The organism is Pedobacter sp. UYEF25 (assembly GCF_054061655.1).
Genome location: NZ_JBSSEL010000010.1, coordinates 116,848 through 134,160, shown reverse-complemented (window position 1 = coordinate 134,160; position 17,313 = coordinate 116,848). Strand labels below are relative to the sequence as shown.

The 17,313-nt window shown below is 36.2% G+C and carries 13 protein-coding genes and 1 tRNA gene; 8 read left to right on the top strand and 6 right to left on the bottom strand.

The annotated features are described in order from the left end of the window. Positions 1–4: 4 nt before the first annotated feature. The 4 genes from ACVWYG_RS11310 to ACVWYG_RS11295 are packed head-to-tail and all read left to right on the top strand — an operon-like array spanning position 5 to position 5,218. The gene (locus tag ACVWYG_RS11310) at positions 5–874 is read left to right on the top strand and encodes an ABC transporter permease (RefSeq protein ID WP_457270325.1); all 870 of its coding nucleotides are present in this window, start codon (positions 5–7) and stop codon (positions 872–874) included. Between the two features lie 9 nt (positions 875–883). Next, positions 884–2,152 (top strand): ABC transporter ATP-binding protein, encoded by a 1,269-nt coding sequence (locus ACVWYG_RS11305; protein WP_457270324.1) that lies wholly within the window; start codon positions 884–886, stop codon positions 2,150–2,152. A gap of 1 nt (position 2,153) precedes the next feature. Further along, positions 2,154–4,202: a glycosyltransferase gene (locus tag ACVWYG_RS11300; protein ID WP_457270323.1), complete on the top strand. Its 2,049-nt coding sequence runs from the start codon at positions 2,154–2,156 to the stop codon at positions 4,200–4,202. Positions 4,203–4,231: 29 nt separating this feature from the next. Continuing rightward, positions 4,232–5,218, top strand: a complete 987-nt coding sequence (locus ACVWYG_RS11295) for a glycosyltransferase family 2 protein (RefSeq protein ID WP_457270322.1) — start codon at positions 4,232–4,234, stop codon at positions 5,216–5,218. Between the two features lies 1 nt (position 5,219). Here the strand turns inward: ACVWYG_RS11295 and ACVWYG_RS11290 are convergent, their stop codons facing one another. The 4 genes from ACVWYG_RS11290 to mnmA form a co-directional block, all read right to left on the bottom strand. After that, positions 5,220–6,062, bottom strand: a complete 843-nt coding sequence (locus ACVWYG_RS11290) for a beta-1,6-N-acetylglucosaminyltransferase (RefSeq protein ID WP_457270321.1) — start codon at positions 6,060–6,062, stop codon at positions 5,220–5,222. Between the two features lie 456 nt (positions 6,063–6,518). Next, a complete protein-coding gene (locus tag ACVWYG_RS11285; protein WP_457270320.1) occupies positions 6,519–7,841 on the bottom strand; it encodes a site-specific integrase in 1,323 nt (440 codons plus the stop codon). A gap of 308 nt (positions 7,842–8,149) precedes the next feature. Then, positions 8,150–8,222, bottom strand: a tRNA-Lys gene (locus ACVWYG_RS11280). A 248-nt stretch (positions 8,223–8,470) separates the two neighbouring features. After that, a complete protein-coding gene (mnmA, locus tag ACVWYG_RS11275; RefSeq protein WP_457270319.1) occupies positions 8,471–9,562 on the bottom strand; it encodes a tRNA 2-thiouridine(34) synthase MnmA in 1,092 nt (363 codons plus the stop codon). 191 nt (positions 9,563–9,753) lie between these two features. Here mnmA and ACVWYG_RS11270 point away from each other — a divergent pair, with 191 nt between their 5' ends. Continuing rightward, a complete protein-coding gene (locus ACVWYG_RS11270; protein ID WP_457270362.1) occupies positions 9,754–12,045 on the top strand; it encodes a GH92 family glycosyl hydrolase in 2,292 nt (763 codons plus the stop codon). 50 nt (positions 12,046–12,095) lie between these two features. Here the strand turns inward: ACVWYG_RS11270 and ACVWYG_RS11265 are convergent, their stop codons facing one another. Beyond that, positions 12,096–12,251: a hypothetical protein gene (locus ACVWYG_RS11265; protein ID WP_457270318.1), complete on the bottom strand. Its 156-nt coding sequence runs from the start codon at positions 12,249–12,251 to the stop codon at positions 12,096–12,098. A gap of 211 nt (positions 12,252–12,462) precedes the next feature. Continuing rightward, positions 12,463–13,233 carry a non-homologous end joining protein Ku gene (gene ku / locus ACVWYG_RS11260; protein WP_457270317.1) on the bottom strand — a complete coding sequence of 257 codons (771 nt, stop codon included), beginning with the start codon at positions 13,231–13,233 and terminating at the stop codon, positions 12,463–12,465. A gap of 133 nt (positions 13,234–13,366) precedes the next feature. Between ku and ACVWYG_RS11255 the strand changes: the two genes are divergently transcribed. The 3 genes from ACVWYG_RS11255 to ACVWYG_RS11245 all read left to right on the top strand — a co-directional run bounded on the left by ACVWYG_RS11255 (position 13,367) and on the right by ACVWYG_RS11245 (position 17,276). Next, positions 13,367–15,646: a glycosyltransferase gene (locus ACVWYG_RS11255; RefSeq protein WP_457270316.1), complete on the top strand. Its 2,280-nt coding sequence runs from the start codon at positions 13,367–13,369 to the stop codon at positions 15,644–15,646. A gap of 195 nt (positions 15,647–15,841) precedes the next feature. After that, the gene (locus tag ACVWYG_RS11250; protein WP_457270315.1) at positions 15,842–16,021 is read left to right on the top strand and encodes a histone H1; all 180 of its coding nucleotides are present in this window, start codon (positions 15,842–15,844) and stop codon (positions 16,019–16,021) included. A gap of 163 nt (positions 16,022–16,184) precedes the next feature. Beyond that, on the top strand, positions 16,185–17,276 hold the full coding sequence (locus tag ACVWYG_RS11245; protein ID WP_457270314.1) for an MBL fold metallo-hydrolase: 1,092 nt from the start codon (positions 16,185–16,187) through the stop codon (positions 17,274–17,276). The last annotated feature ends 37 nt before the right edge of the window (positions 17,277–17,313 follow it).

Genomic DNA, 17,313 nt, shown 5'->3' with positions numbered 1-17,313 from the left:
ATTAATGGCAAATAACGAACTTCAAAGTGAGGAGGTAATTAATTGGGAATGGGAAATAAGCCCTGCGAAAAGCTGGTTTAAAATTGGATTAAAAGATTTATACAACTTTAGGGGTTTAATCTTGCGATTTGTTAAAAGGGATCTTATCGCAAATTATCAGCAGACTATTATTGGACCGATCTGGATATTTTTACAACCTTTATTTACAACCTTAATCTACTTGGTGGTTTTCGGTAATTTCGCAAATGTTTCTACTGATGGTATTCCTAAAATATTATTTTATCTATCCGGTACTATTATTTGGACATTCTTTTTCGATAATATTTCGGGTACCATGTACACCTTTATTTCAAATGCACACATTTTTAATAAAATTTACTTTCCTAGACTAGTTGTGCCAGTTAGCAATATTATCACCCAAAGTGTTAGACTTTCTATTCAAATGGTATTGTTTATCATTATTTTTCTAGTCTATGTTATTTTTTATGACATGTTTCAGTTCTCTTATTCCTTGCTACTTATTCCCTTTTTAGTGATTTTGACAGCTGGATTTGCATTAGGTTCTGGTTTGTTAATAGCTGTTTTTACTGCTCGATATAGAGATATCGATACATTTTTTCAGTATATATTACGCTTAGGGATGTTTATCACGCCTGTTGTATTTCCAAGCACTATTGTTCCAGAAAAGTATCAACTGCTTTTCTGGTTAAATCCATTAACTCCTATTATAGAGACATTCAGAACGATATTTTTTCATCAAAACGACATTCAGTACCATTTTTTGGTTATTGCTACGACAGAAACTGTTGTACTGTTGCTATTGGGTCTCGTTTTATTTAAAAGACGTGAGGTAGAAGTTATGGATATTATTTAAAGAATCAGGATGAGCAACATTATATTGAAAGCAGAAAATTTATCTAAACGCTATAAATTAGGTGTAATTGGTACTCGTTCTTTTAAAGAAGATTTACAAGATATTTGGAAAAAAGCTTTTAAGATTAGGAAAGAGAAGGATTTAAAAAATTATGATTTCGATTCATCACAGAAAAATGAATTTTGGGCTTTAAAAGATATTAATTTCGAAATAGTGCAAGGTGATGTTATAGGTTTCGTTGGTAAAAACGGAGCTGGTAAATCAACCTTATTAAAAATATTATCACGTATAACGTTACCAACTACCGGAACAATAAAGGGTATTGGCCGTATTGCGAGCTTACTGGAGGTAGGTACAGGTTTTCATGCAGAATTAACCGGACGAGAAAATATATTTTTGAATGGTCAGATTTTAGGGATGCACAAACAAGAGATTTTGTTGAAATTCGATGAAATTGTTGCATTTTCCGGGATAGAGAAATTTTTAGATACCCCGGTAAAACGTTATTCGAGCGGAATGTATGTAAGGCTCGCGTTTGCAATTGCAGCACACTTAGATCCAGAAATTTTAATAATCGATGAAGTTTTAGCTGTTGGTGATGCTGAATTTCAAAAAAAGTGTTTAGGCAAGATGAAACAAGTTTCGGAGGAAGAAGGTAGAACGGTGCTTTTTGTGAGTCATAACGCCCAAGCCTTAAAAAGTTTATGTACTACGGCCATTCATTTAGATAAGGGCAAATTATTAGGGATTGGGAAGACGCAACAAATTATTAACAATTACTTAAAAAGCGAGCAGAACAACAATCTAGAGAGGATATATGATGATCCAGATCTCGCTCCTGGTTATGATAGCATTCGTATTAAGAGGTTAAGTATGGTGCCACAATACGTCACTCGCGAGAAGATAATTGACATTAGAACCCCACTGTTGGTTGACTTCGAATTTTGGCACCTTCCATCAGAAATAATTGATTTGGGCGTAAGTTTATCACTGAACACGGTAATGGGTGAATGTATTTTTGATGTCGACTCCATATCTAAGCAGTATAAGAAAGGAATAATTAAAGGGAAATGCCTTATTCCTGGCAATCTTTTAAATAATGGATCCTATACAATTAGTTTGTTTTTTATAAAGAATACGAGTTCTACCATTTTCGAATTTGAAGAATGTTTATCGTTCGATGTCGAGGATTTTAGAGCATATACAGCATGGTATGGAGATTGGCCAGGAGTAATAAGACCACAGTTTAAAGTTCAATTAGAGCAAGAGGAGCTATAGTATGAAAAATTTTATGCCATATCAAATTCTGCATATTCAAATTAAAGATATTCATCAGATTGTTCCTTTAAATAGCAATTGTTATCTAGTTATTTGGTTCAACAGTATTCCACTGGGGCATATCTGGATTGATGGAGAACAGCGTGAAGAAAAATTTAAAAACTTGCTAAATTTGACAATAGATGCTGTACAAGGAACTGTAGGTTTTTATATTGATAGTAAAAAATTAAGTCAATCGAATTGGCGTTTGCATTTCACTGAAAATAATGTCGAAAAGCTTAATCAAGAGTTTAACAAGATATTTTATACTGTTAATGCACAAGAGAGCGATCACAAACTATCGGTTGTGGTATGCACCCGGAACCGGCCGAGGGCAATTGAAGAATGTATAAGGGCGTTGTTGAATTCTAATGATAAAGATTTTGAATTGATAGTAATTGATAATGCACCGGACGACGACCTAACGGAGGAGGTTGTTAAGAAATATCCAGCAGTAAAATACTTAAAAGAGCTACGAAAAGGATTGGACATTGCACGGAATACTGGGGCGAGACATGCGATGTATGAAATTGTTGCTTACACTGATGATGATGTATTAGTTGATATAAATTGGACAAAGCAATTAAAATCACTATTTGTTAACCCTAAAACAATGGCTATAACTGGCTTAGTAATCCCAGTTTCTTTAGATACCAAGGCTCAATATATTTTCGAAAAAGAATGGGGATTTAACAATGGTTATCTACCTAAATTATTTGATGAACATTATTTTGCTGCCCACGTTGATGATGGCGTGCCGGTTTGGGATATTGGTGCAGGCGCAAATATGGCCTTTAGACGAGAGGTTTTTAATTATGTTGGTTGGTTTGATGAGCGATTAGATGTAGGTGCTTCTGGGTGTAGTGGCGATTCTGAATTTTGGTATAGAATTTTGGCTGATGGTTTTCATTGTCAGTATTACCCTCAATTATTTGTATTCCATCAACATCGAGAGGAAATGACATCGCTAAAAAGACAGATTTTTAGTTATATGCGAGGCCAGGTAAGCTCTGTATTAGTGCAATATGAAAATTATCATAATTATGGAGATTTAATTAGAATAAAAAAAATATTGCCAAACTATTATTTTAAGAAAATTTTAGGCGACATTAGACATCTAAGACCGAATTCATTCCTAAATACCATTAATGAAATTAGAGGTTGTATCTCTGGCTGGCTTTTTTTTAGAAGAAATAGAAATTTAATAAGAGAAGGTAACATCCTCTACCTTAAATCATTAAAAGAGGACGTTTTAACTAATGAAAACTCATTAGTTTCGATCATTGTACCTTGTTATAACCATGCACAGTACTTAACTATTGCTATAGAGAGTGTTCTTCGACAGTCCTATAAAAATTACGAAATTATTGTTATTGATGATGGGTCTACAGACCATACCTCAACAGTTTGTAGTAATTATCCTCAAGTAAAGTATATTAGAGCAAACAGGTTAGGTTTGTCGGGAGCAAGAAATCTAGGAGTTTATCATGCAAAAGGTGAATTTTTAGTATTTTTAGATGCTGACGATTATTTATATCCCGATGCGCTAAAGGTTAATCTTGGTTACTTTGTTTTCAATAAAAAAGCAGTATTTGTATCTGGTTCCCATGATAGAGTTAATAATAATGGCGAATTGTTGGATACCGCTGCACAAATCGAAAAGTGGGCTGATAATTATGAAGGCCTCCTTCATGGCAATTATATAGCTATGGAAGGTACAATAATGTACAGAAGTGCCCTTTTCTATACTTTTTACTTCGACCCTTTACTAAAAGCTTGCGAAGATTATGATATTAATTTAAACATCACCCGACATTTTCCTTCAATTACACACAGCGAAAAAATTGCTGCATATCGAATTCATGATCATAATATGTCGGCAGATAAAAAACTTATGCAAAATAACGTAATCAAAGTCTTAGAGCGCCAGAAGGGATATCTCAGAGGTGATAGTGAAATAGAAGCATACAATAAGGGTCTGTACAATTGGAAACACTATTATTCAAGGTAAACGACAGATATAGAACAAATCCTAACATTATGCTTCCACGTATACCTAAAACACCGCCAAAGATTGACTCTCTACCAAAAAATATTGAGAGGCCAGTATGGTCTGTAATGATACCTAGTTACAATTGTATTAATTTTCTGCGCGAAACGATAGAAAGTGTTCTTGAACAGGCCGAATGCGCTGCAACAATGCAGATTGAAGTTGTAGATGATTATAGTAATGATGGCGATGTTGGGGCCTTGGTTCATGAATTAGGAAAGGGCAGGGTCAGTTTTTACAAGCAACCGAAAAATGTTGGTAGTCTAAGAAACTTTGAAACATGTATAAAAAGAGCTAAAGGTAAATATGTACATATTTTACATGGAGACGATTTAATAAAACCGGGGTTTTATCAAGAAATCGGTAAACTTTTTGATGCATATCCAGAAGCTGGTGCAGCATTTACGGGTTGTTCTGACATTAATGAAAAAGGAGATTGGCTCTGGGATGGAACCCAAATATGTTTAAACCCGGGTTTGATTGACAATTGGCTAAGCCGAATTGCTACCGGACAGCTTTTGCAAACGCCATGTATTGTTGTGAAACGTGAAGTTTATGAAAAACTAGGTGGTTTTTTTGCAGTTCATTATGCCGAAGATTGGGAAATGTGGACACGAATAGCTGCATATTATCCAACTGCATACTCGCCTTTAAAACTTGCATCTTATCGAGTACATTCTAATAATATTACTAGTAACTCATTAAAAACAGGGCAGAATTTAAAGGATATATCAACGGTAATTAACATTATACAAGATTACTTACCAAAAGACCAGAGAGCAGCACTTAGAAAAACGGCAAGAATGAATTATGCAATTTATGCTGCTATACTTTCAGATAGAATCTATCACGCTCAAAGAGACCCATCAGCGGCATTAGTGCAGGTTTGGGAAGCATTTAAATTATATCCTTGTAAACGAACCTTAAAAAAACTAATCAAAATATTGGTCAAAAGATCCATTGCTTATAAAAGCTAGGTTATTTTATATAGTTATCTATATAATTTAATACTTCAACATCGATATGCCCATCAAATTTTCTAGCATAAAATTTCTTAGACTTTAATATCTGTTCTGCATCTTTAATAGTTAATACATCTGGTCTGTGTGCAACTGTTTTAAATTTGATAAACCTAAGATAGTTGTTAACTATTTCATCTTTATGCAAAGAATTTAACAAGATAGTTTGAAAGATAATTTCATCCGCACCCCAGGTAAAGAAAAAAAATTTCTCAACTTTTTTATTGATTTTTAAATATTCAATAACGTATTTAGCATGTAAGGGTGTAATACTTAACCATTGAGATAAACCATAAGGTCTTAGTTGAGCGGGAATTTTCTTGTTGGGAAGTATCTTATTCACTAAATATTCTAATCTATACTTAAATGGGAAATTATAATTGCTAAAATCATATTTCTTTAGTCGAGGCAATGCTTCCTTCCATTGCTCAGTTATGCAAAGATATTTCATATAACTAACACCTTGATTAGCTTTAAAAAAATCTGTTATGTGTTGAGAATTCTTCAACGGATAATCTTGACCGCTCAGTAAGTTGATGTGGCTATACGGAATATTTGTATCTAATATTTCTTGCATACTACTCAATGTGGCCTTAACCATGCTAAATGCTCCCCATGTTATTTTACATCTTTCTTTAATGAAAAAAACATTTGGTATTGATGACAAACTAATAAATTGATCTAGATTGACTTTTTTATCAACATGAATATAAACGTCAGCATCTATATTGCTTATAGCGCATATTAAACGTTTAAGTTGTGATGGATTTATATGGGCAAGGATAAGGTGGGAGAGCCTCATTAAATTTAGCGTCTATATAAAAATTATGAATGCTAAAATACAGGTATTTATCATACCGTCAAATTGTTAATTCGATGTATAGCCTCGATGATAATTAAACTTACTTTGTAGATTAGGTGAATGTGTTGCTATCGCTGCGTTACTAAAGTTGAATGCAAAAATTTAAATGCTCCGAAAGGAGCATCTAAATTAATTTTTTTTCTGCTGGCCCGGAGCGAAAGGTTTCGCAGACTTTGATCCAGTTCCTTTCTTTGCTTGTCCAGGGGGCACTTTGCCGCTATTCCCTGATCTTCTTGCTGTGTAACATGAACTAGTTAACATCAATGCCACTACGCCAAATATCAAATAAATCTTTTTTATACTATTCATAAATGAATACTGTGCTAATAACGTGCCAAAAAGGTGCCCCATATTTGTTTAACTACACAAGGTGCATTTCATAATTTCTATCTTTTCTTAAGAGATTTCAGTCATTTTTGAAAATGGTAGGTATTTCTCCCTAATTAAATCCATACCCTTGCTTGTTTTCGATTCTGTAGAGCTATTGGCTTTGGTATGTTGGGCTACAAACTTTCCCATGAGCGGAGCCATGTCCTCACTTACTTTTTTGTCCAATACTTTAGCATATAACTGTGTTGTGCGTATATTGGTATGTCCAAGCATTTTAGACACACTTTCGATAGGCACTCCGTTCGACAAAGTCACGGTCGTCCCAAAAGTCCGTTTGGCTATCCTATTGCCCAATGTTTTATTGATTCCTGAAATAGCTGCAATTTCAACGAGGTATTCGTTCATCTTTTGATTGCTGGAAATTGGTAACGCCCTGTCGTTGCTCAGGCAGTAAGGGTGAGCTTTGTATTTATCCAGAATGCTTGCCGCTATCGGCAGCAACGGAATTGCCGCTCTTGTATTGGTTTTTTTTCTGTAGATAAATATCCAGCGTTCCCCATCAACCCCAATGCCAATTTCTGCCAGTTTAAGTTTTTGAACGTCCGCATAGGAAAGCCCGGTATAACAACTGAACAGAAAAAAGTCACGTACCTGCGATAACCTTTCGGTGGTAAACTGTTTTTCTGTAACCTTTTTTAATTCATCTGCGGTAAGGTATTCTCTTAGGACAGGCTTGGATTTTAATGTATGCCCGAAGAAGGGGTCAGTGCTTATCCACCTATATTGTCGGCAGATGCTAACTATCTTTTTGAGGTTTTTAACATGTTTGTTTGCGGTATTGGTATCATTTTCCTTAACGGTATGGAGGTAGAAGTCAAAACCATCTATAAACTCATGGTCTATGCGCTTTACGTTAAGGTCTGTCCTGTTGTATTTGTAGGCTATGTAATTAGTTACGTGTCTTTCCAACACTTCAAACCTCCTAAGCGTCCCTGGAGCATATTCTTCTTGCTCCACCAATGCTCTCATTTTCACATTGTGGTTTTTAATGGCTTCGAGAATGGTATGTGTTTTTTCTTCTTTCCCCAGATAATAGCATTTAACACTATCAGCCGTTATTTCTTTCCCGTCGGCACTTAGTGAGGTATGGGCTGCATAAACCTCGGCTTTTATATTATCCAGATGTGCATTTAGGATTTTAACATCTTCCTTTGTGCCGATGACTTTTCCTGCCCTTGCATTCCACCGCTCCGGTTCGCAATTTCTGCTTGTAGACATTTCCGCACGAATGCCGTCCACGGTAATTCTTAAAAAAATAAAGTAAGCAGCTCCTTTTGAGTAGTTTTTTGGCTTTTTCAAAAAGAAAAGTACGCTAAAATTAGTTTTCATAACGATAACATTAAGGTTAAACACCCGAGCCCGATTTTCGGGCAAGAGCTGCATCGCCATTAAAAACAGTTAATTGACGATGCAAATTTAGCTTTGCAGTTTTATTTTAACAAGATGTTCAGCTAATGAACTAGCTTACTTTCAATGTCTTGATTCGAATTCGGGGAGTTTGGTAATATAAAGAACGACGCCCCTAATGACGCACATTTTATTTGCGATCGGGTGCATAATTTGATATTTTCCTAAAAGCAAAAACCCTGCAATCATTTGATTTGCAGGGTTTTATTTCTCTTTGATATTGTTTCTTGTGATCCCGCTGGGATTCGAACCCAGGACCACTACATTAAAAGTGTAATGCTCTACCAGCTGAGCTACGGAATCATTCCTCTTGTTTAAGGAGGGGCAAATATAGAAATTATTATCGTTTTTAGCCAAAAAAAAAATTAAAATAATACTCCCATTTTTCTACAGGATTTAATCCTCGTTTAACGCGCTGAAAAACAAATGAAAAGCCTTGTTTATACTAGAATTACACATAATATTAATCACTACAAATGTAGTAAGCCAAAAATATATTGTAGAATGAAAATACCGCTGCTAGGTTAATTTTTGAAATTTAAATTTAAGCGTTATACTAAAAATCCACCTCCTAATAAATCATTCCCTTCGTAAAAAACAGCAGATTGACCTGGCGCAATTGCAGACACGTTATGGTCAAAAACTACACGCACGTTCCCTTTTTCTTGTACAATTGTACTCAACATTCCAGCATCTTTATAACGTATTTTCGTAATCACATCATCCATCGGCTCCTCAATAGTCGCATATTTAACTAGGTTCACGTTACGGACCATGGCTTCTTTTCGCTCCAATTCATCTGCCTTGCCCAACATGACGGTATTGCTTTCAGGCATAATCTTGGTCACATACATTGGCTCGCCAAACGCAAGGCCCAAACCTTTTCTCTGACCGATCGTATAGAAGGGATAACCCTTATGCTGACCTACAATCAGCCCATTGCTCAAGATAAAATTACCTCCAGCTACACGGTCTTCTAAGTCCTCCACTTTATGTTTTAAGAATGATCTGTAGTCATTGTCGGGCACAAAACAGATTTCATAACTTTCTGATTTTTTTGCCAACGCTTCCTGCCCCATGTCTAAAGCCATTTGACGGATTTCTGATTTGGAGAAATTACCCAACGGAAATTTAGTACGCGCCAAATTTTCTTGACTCACGCCCCAGAGCACGTAAGATTGATCTTTATTCTCGTCTTTTCCTTTGGAAATGACATGGCGTTCATTTTCCAACTTTCTTATGTTGGCATAGTGCCCAGTGGCAATAAATTCACAATCGAGTTTATTAGCGCGTTTTAGCAAAGCTTCCCACTTAATGTGTGTATTGCATAAAACACAAGGGTTTGGTGTTCTTCCTGCTAAGTACTCATCCACAAAATTATCGATCACAAAATCTCCAAATTCGCTGCGAATATCTAAAATATAGTGGGGGAAACCGTAGTTTACCGCTAGCGTTCGCGCGTCATTAATGCTGTCCAATGAGCAACATCCAGTTTCTTTACTGCTTCCACCAGAAGTTTCATAGTCCCAAGTTTTCATGGTTAATCCTATAACTTCATAGCCTTCCTCATGCAACATAACCGCTGCCACAGAACTGTCTACTCCACCACTCATTGCCACTAAAATTCTACCTTTTTTACTCATTACGATTTAATCTGCCGCAAAAATAGCTTTTATTTACTTCAATTTTTGGCGATGGAGGTCAACTACTTGTAAAAACAAGGTCGATGACTATATGAAGTTAATCGTTTTAGTTTTGATGAATGCGACAATAGCAATTATTTTTATACCTTAGAATATTCAAATCAAAAAGCTCATCCAACGAAAAAAATATGATGAAAAAACTAATTTTACCGGCTTCTGTGCTACTGATGCTCGCCACTATTTCTGTTTCTGCTCAACAAAATCTGGTGCAGTATGTTAAGCCCATTATTGGCACAGAGAAAATGGGACATACCTATCCAGGAGCCGCAGTTCCCTTTGGATCCGTACAGTTAAGTCCTGAGACAGATAGTATTAGTTATGAAATTAATGGAAAGTACAATGGTAGGGTATACGATTACTGTGCGGGTTATCGGTATGAGGATAAAACAATTACGGGCTTCAGTCATACGCATTTTAGCGGCACTGGTCATTCGGATCTTGGCGATTTCTTAATTATGCCTACACAGGGAAAGCTACAGCTAAATCCCGGCACGGCAGACAATCCAAAAAGTGGTTACCGATCTGCATTCTCGCACAGCAACGAGGTAGTGGAGGCAGGATATTATAAGGTGAAGTTGGACGATGATAACATCACTGCCGAACTTACCACGACGACTAGGGTTGGAATGCACCAATATACTTTTCCAAAATCGGATCAATCTCATATTATTTTTGACTTGACCGCAGGCATCTATAATTATAAAGGTAAAGATGTTTGGACTTATGTAAGGGTTGTAAATGATACTTTGGTAACAGGTTACCGCCAAACAACAGGTTGGGCGCGGACCAGAACGGTTTATTTTGCAATGAGTTTTTCAAAACCCTTTAAGAGCTACGGACAGAAAAATTATGATGAGAAACAAGCATACCATGGATTTTGGGGGAAATTCGATCAGACGAAAAATTTTCCTGAAATCGCTGGTAAAGACTTAAAAATGTATTTCGATTTTAATACTTCCGCGGAGGAAAAAATTAAGATAAAATTTGCCATGTCTCCCGTTAGTCAGGCCAATGCATTAACAAATTTACGGACTGAAATAAATGGTTGGGATTTCGACAAAGTAAAAGCGCAGGCGCAAGCGAGTTGGAATAAAGAATTGAACAAAATCCAGGTAAAAACGTCAGAAGATAATAAAATCAATTTTTACACGGCCATGTACCATGCTTTCATAAATCCGACTACCTATATGGATTTGAATGGGCAGTACAAGGGCTTGGATCAAGATGTGCACCAAGCGGAAGGTTTCACCAATTACACCACATTTTCTCTTTGGGATACGTATCGTGCACTTCATCCGTTTTTTAACATCATCCAACCCTCTAGAAATAGCGACATGGTAAAATCTATGTTGGCGCATTATGATCAGAGTAGTATGCATATGTTGCCTATTTGGAGCCACTATGCCAATGAAAATTGGTGCATGAGCGGCTATCACAGCGTGTCGGTTATTGCGGATGCAATTGTTAAAGGCACCTTTACGGGCGACGCCAATAAAGCGCTCGATGCCTGTGTGGCAACTGCGACGCATAGGGATTATGAAGGGATTGGCTATTATATGGATATGGGTTATATTCCGGCGGAAAAAAGTGGCGTTTCGGTCTCTAACACATTAGAATATTCCTATGACGATTGGGCGATTGCACAACTTGCCAAAAAATTGAATAGAATGGATGTTTATGCCACATTTATTAAACGATCTAACAATTGGAAAAATAATTTCGACAAGAAATCAGGTTTTATGCGGCCAAAATTAGCGGATGGAACATTTAAAAAAGATTTTGACCCATTGGCTACTAACGGACAAGGATTTATTGAGGGTAATAGTTGGAATTATAGCTTTTTTGCTCCTCAAGATCCCGCCGGCCTGGTAGAATTGATGGGAGGGAAGAAAAAGTTCGCAAGCCGGTTGGACACATTATTCACTATGCATTTGCCAGATTCTTTTTTTGCAGAGACAGAAGACATCACGAGAGAGGGAATTATTGGTGGATACGTACATGGAAATGAACCTGCCCACCACGTTGCATATTTTTACAATTGGACTGATCAGCCTTATAAAACGCAGGCAGAGGTAAGGCATATTTTAAATATGCAATATAAACCAACGGCAGACGGTCTCGGTGGAAATGATGATTGCGGACAAATGAGCGCTTGGTATATGTTTTCTTCACTCGGTTTTTATCCTGTAGCTCCCGGATCTGATGAATATTCGCTTGGTAGTCCTTCCGTTGATAATGCTTCCTTACAGTTAGAAAATGGCAAAAAATTCACTGTGCAGGCTGTTAATCAAAGTGATAAAAATGTGTACGTTGACAAGGTAACCATTAATGGAAAAGAAATTAAAAACCATATTTTAAAGCATTCAGACATTGTTAGTGGCGGTAAGTTGGTTTTCTATATGTCTTCGAAGCCAAAGAAATAGTATTTTTTTTTTAAAAACTCTTTGGCAATGTGCCAAGGAGTTTTTGTTTTTTAAGGCCTTTGGTGTTTTTCTGAAGATTCCTTTTTTGCCTCTACCTTTTTTGCGTCTTTGGCAGAGATTACTTTTTCATCAGAGGTCTTGGCACCAACTTTTTCAGTAATTTCGGCTCGAGTGCTTTCCTGCTTTTTTTTAACCTTGTTTATCATAGTATTCTAATTTTGTGGTCAATTATTCAAAATAACCTTTTAAACAGCTGTTAGTTTTAGAGAGAAGGTTGTTTGTAGTAAAAATTTTAGCGTTTTTTAAACAATTTTTAGTAACGGTGAGTTTCTAAAACAACTTCATAAAAACTCTAGTAAAATTATAGCTATAACGCTGTTTAGAAAATTTTTATGGTCGGCTAACTTATTTTGGGCGCTATGCTCCTTTTTTTTGATCTAGACTTTGCATCAATTGATCATACAAATCATCGCTATTGACTTTCTTAGGTGCAAGCTTTTTAATGGTAGCGCGTTTGCCCTTTGCTTTCGCTTTAATTATCTTTAGAAGTTCAACACTATATTCATCTTTGTAGCTGCTTAAATCAAAAGCGCCACTGTACTGCTTAATTAATGCTAGTCCAACATCCATTTCTTTTTTCGTTACAGATAAATCGTCCGGTACAGAAAGCTCAGAGGTATCGCGAACTTCCTGCGCGAATCTTATTTTCGTGATGACAATCACATTCTCTTTTGGATGGATGACACAGAGGTTTTCTGAATTACGCAAAACAAACCTTGCCAAACCGGCTTTGCCCGACTTTACTAATGCTTTTAACAATAAGGCATAAGCCTTTTTTCCTTGCTTTTCGGGCTGGCTATAATAAGAAGTCTCATAGTAGATTGGATTAATCTCCGTAATGTCGACAAAATTTTCAATCTCTATCGTTTTGTTTTTTTCAGGCGCTGCTTCCTCAAAATCATGTTTGTCTAAAACTACGTATCTGTCTTTCAGGTAGTAACCTTTTACAATTTTATCAAATGGTACCTCCTTATGGGTATTTTCATTTACCCTTAAGTACTTAATTTTCGCATGATCTTTTTCATCGAGCATGTCAAAATCCAAATTACTTTGCTGAACTGCAGAGAACAATTTAATCGGAATATTAACAAGTCCGAAACCGATAGAGCCATTCCATATAGACCTCATATTTACGCTATTTTAGAGCTAACAATGTGTGATTTAAAAATGTTTTTCTATTTAAAGAGAAAAAGTGCTGAAGGTCATCAAACTTTTGGTAGAGGTCTGTGTTCTTAAACCAAAGAATTACCTAAACAAGACTATGAAAATTGCTTATATATCAACTTTTCCCCCTCGCGAATGCGGTCTGGCAACTTTTAATCAAAATTTAGTGAAAGCAATAGGTTTAAACGAAAATTACGATGCAAGTAAAAGTTTTATCGTAGCCATGAATGAATCTGACGACTTAAAAGAACACCAATATCCCGAAGAAGTTAAATTTGTTATTAGACAGCAAAATCAACAAGACTATATAGCTGCTGCAGAATTTATAAACAACTCTGACGTAGATACCTGTATCATCCAACATGAGTTTGGGATTTACGGCGGCACAAGCGGGGTTTTTCTGCTTTCGCTGATAAACAAGTTGACAAAGCCTTTCATTACTATTTTGCATACCGTTTTAAAAGAACCAGATTTTATGCAAGAAACTATCCTAAAAGAGATTGCGGGTAAATCGTCAAAAGTGGTGGTAATGAGTAAAAAGGCGGTTTTGTTTCTAAAGAGCATTTATAAAATACCTGCTGAGCGTATTAAAATTATTGAGCATGGTGTTCCAAATTTAGAACCTTCTAAAAACAATCCACTTTTGCAAAGTACTTTGTTTAAAGGTCGTAAAGTGCTATTTACTTTTGGGCTGATTAGCAAAAACAAAGGTTTGGAAACCGTTATTAAAGCGCTGCCAGAGATTGTATCGAAACATCCCGACGTATTGTACATTATTTTAGGAAATACGCATCCTGGTGTGGTGAAACAAAGTGGGGAGAAATATAGAGATAGCTTGCAAAAGCTTGCGATAGATTTAGGCGTGGAGAAGAATTTGTCCTTTGTGAAGAAATTTGTTTCTGAACCCGAGTTGTACGAGTATTTAACTGCAGCGGATTTATACATTACACCTTATTTAAATGAAGCTCAAATTACAAGTGGAACGCTTTCTTATGCAGTTGGCGCAGGTGCTGCAGTTGTATCTACGCCTTATTGGCATGCACAAGAATTACTTGCAGAGGGGAGAGGTAAGCTTTTCGATTTTAAGGACTACCACCAGCTTTCTGAAATTGTCAACAATATTTTAGCCCATGAAGAAGCACATAAAGCATTAAAAGACAACGCTTATAAATACGGCTTAAAGTTAAGGTGGCCTTCTATCGGAAATACTTTTATTAAGGTTTTGCAAGAAGCAGCCGATCTTGGCCAGATAAATAAGCGTAAAACTCCGCCGATTATTGATGTGGATGCGATGCCGACTCTGAATTTAAGCCATGTAGAACTGCTTACAGACGATACCGGAATTGTACAACATGCAAAATTTGGTATTCCAAATTGGAAAGAAGGATATTGTATTGATGACAATGCAAGGGCTTTAATTTTCTGTATTATGGCAAATAACCAACTTAAAGATAAGGTTTCGATGAAGTTGATGCCCAAATACTTGAGTTTTATAGAATTTATGCAGACGCCAGACGGTGGATTTAGGAATTTCTTATCTTATGATCGAAAATATCTAGACGAAGTTGGTTCTGAGGATTCATTCGGTAGAGCGATTTGGTCGCTAGGGTTTTTGATTAGCAATGGCCCAAACAATTCTTACAAAGAATTTGGTAGAGAATTATTTTGGCATTCGTACCCTAATTTTGATAAGCTTACTCATCTTCGGGGAAAAGCAAATACCATGATTGGAATTGCTTATTATCTTAAAACACAGAGCGATGACGAATTATTAGTGCCTCAAATTAATCGCTTGGCAGATTCCATCAAGCTCGCTTATCGGCAAAATTCAGAAAAGAATTGGAACTGGTTTGAGGATATATTAACGTATGACAATGCGATTTTACCGCTGTCTTTGCTCTGTCATTATCAAGCTACAGGGAATAAAGAATCTTATGACATCGCTTTCGAAAGTATAGATTTCTTAGATTCTTTCTCTTTTGCGCAAGGATACTTGAGTTTAATCGGCAATGCAGGTTGGATGAAAAAACATGGTAAAAACCCGATTTATGACCAGCAAGCCATTGATACCATGGCAATGCTGTTGATGTATAGCAAGGCTTATGAGATTACTAAAAAAGCAAAATACTTAGATTACCTACACACCAGTTATCAGTGGTTTTTAGGGAATAATAGTTTACATGTTCCTTTATACGATCGCGAAACAAACGGCTGCGCTGATGGCTTGCAAGCGAACAGCTTAAATAGGAATCAAGGCGCTGAGAGCACTTTAGCCTACTTTATTTCTTATATGGCTGTGCTAAATGCAGCTGAAAAAGAATCTGAAACACTTAATTCATCGACTTTTGATGCCAATAAATCTATTAGAAATTTATAGACGGCTACACGAACTGCCAATAACTTTTTAGTTTGGCGCATAAAAATAGATTTAAACAACATTGAAGCACGTTAGTAATTGATAAAATGTGTAAAACTTATTTCTAATTTTTAAGTTAAATTCCTTGTTAATTCGTCCTAAATACGTATTATTGGAAAAAATAAATCTTATAAACCTTTAAAACATCAATCAGAGATGGAAAAATTTTCAAAAATTAAAGCTGTAGTAGCATCTGTTGAAGCAGATGTAGAAAAATTCTACAATGCAGGTAATGCAGCTGCCGGCACTCGTGTACGTAAAGCAATGCAAGACTTAAAAGTTTTGGCACAAGAAATTCGTTCAGAAGTTACCGATAAGAAAAACACTGACAAATAATTTACTGGATTGACAGCGAGAAGGTTTCAGGCAACTGGAGCCTTTTTTTTTATTAAAATCATATCAGAAACGAAAAATAAATGCCTACTAAATTAAAATGTTACGATTTTAAACGGAAGTTTGGATTTATAAAACGCAGTAAAACTTTCTACATTGTTTATCAATGATTTTCATTTTTATACTCATTGCCCTTACTACAGTAGTGGTATTGATGCTCAATGTTCGATCGTTGGGCAAATCTCCAGAAGGGGGTAGGAAAAAAAGAATTCAGGCGCTACCCAACTATAGAAATGGAGCAATAGAAAACTTAGCCATCACACCAATGCAGATGAAAGGTGTTGGTTTTGGTAAAATGCTGTTTAAATTTTTATTTTCTAAACGGCCAAATGCCTTCCCAATTAGTGAGTTGCCTCATACAAAGCCAAATATTAATGGTTACACCAACGCTGCATCCCCAGAAATTATCTGGTTTGGACACAGTTCTTACCTCATTAAAATTAATGGAAAACGTATTTTGGTCGATCCTGTATTTAGCGCCCGCGCTTCTCCTTTTAGTTTTATGGGACCAAAAGCTTTTTTGGGAACTGAGGTTGTGCAAGCATCTCAAATAAGCAACATAGATATATTATTGATTACGCACGACCACTTTGACCATTTAGATTACGAAACTGTTTCTATAATCCATCCAAATGTTAAAAAAATTATAACTTCTTTAGGTGTCGGAGCTCACCTTATCCACTGGGGAATTCCAGCCAACAAAATCATCGAATTGGCTTGGAACGAGCAAAGCTTAATTGATGGATTAAATTTTACGGCAGTTTCAGCCCGTCATTTTAGTGGCAGAAAGTTTAAGCGTAGTCAGACGGTGTGGTCAGCATTTGTGCTAAAAACTTCCGAATACAATCTTTTCCTTGGTGGCGATTCTGGTTATGAAACGCATTTTAAAGAAATCGGAAAATCTTTTGGTCCATTCGACATCGCTTTGTTGGAGTGTGGGCAATACAATGAATACTGGCCATACATCCACATGTTTCCAGAACAGACTGTACAAGCTGCAAAAGACCTACGAGCTAAGGTGTTAATGCCGGTACATTGGGGGAAATTTAGTTTGGCCATGCATCCTTGGGATGAACCGATAAAACGCATTTTGGTAGAAGCGGAAAAACAAAATGTTCCACTAACTACTCCTAAGATTGGGGAAACAGTAGTTTTAGATCTTGTGTTGCCGACAGAACAATGGTGGATAGATATTTAAAAACTATTGGTAAATTAACATGTTTATTTATTAAAAT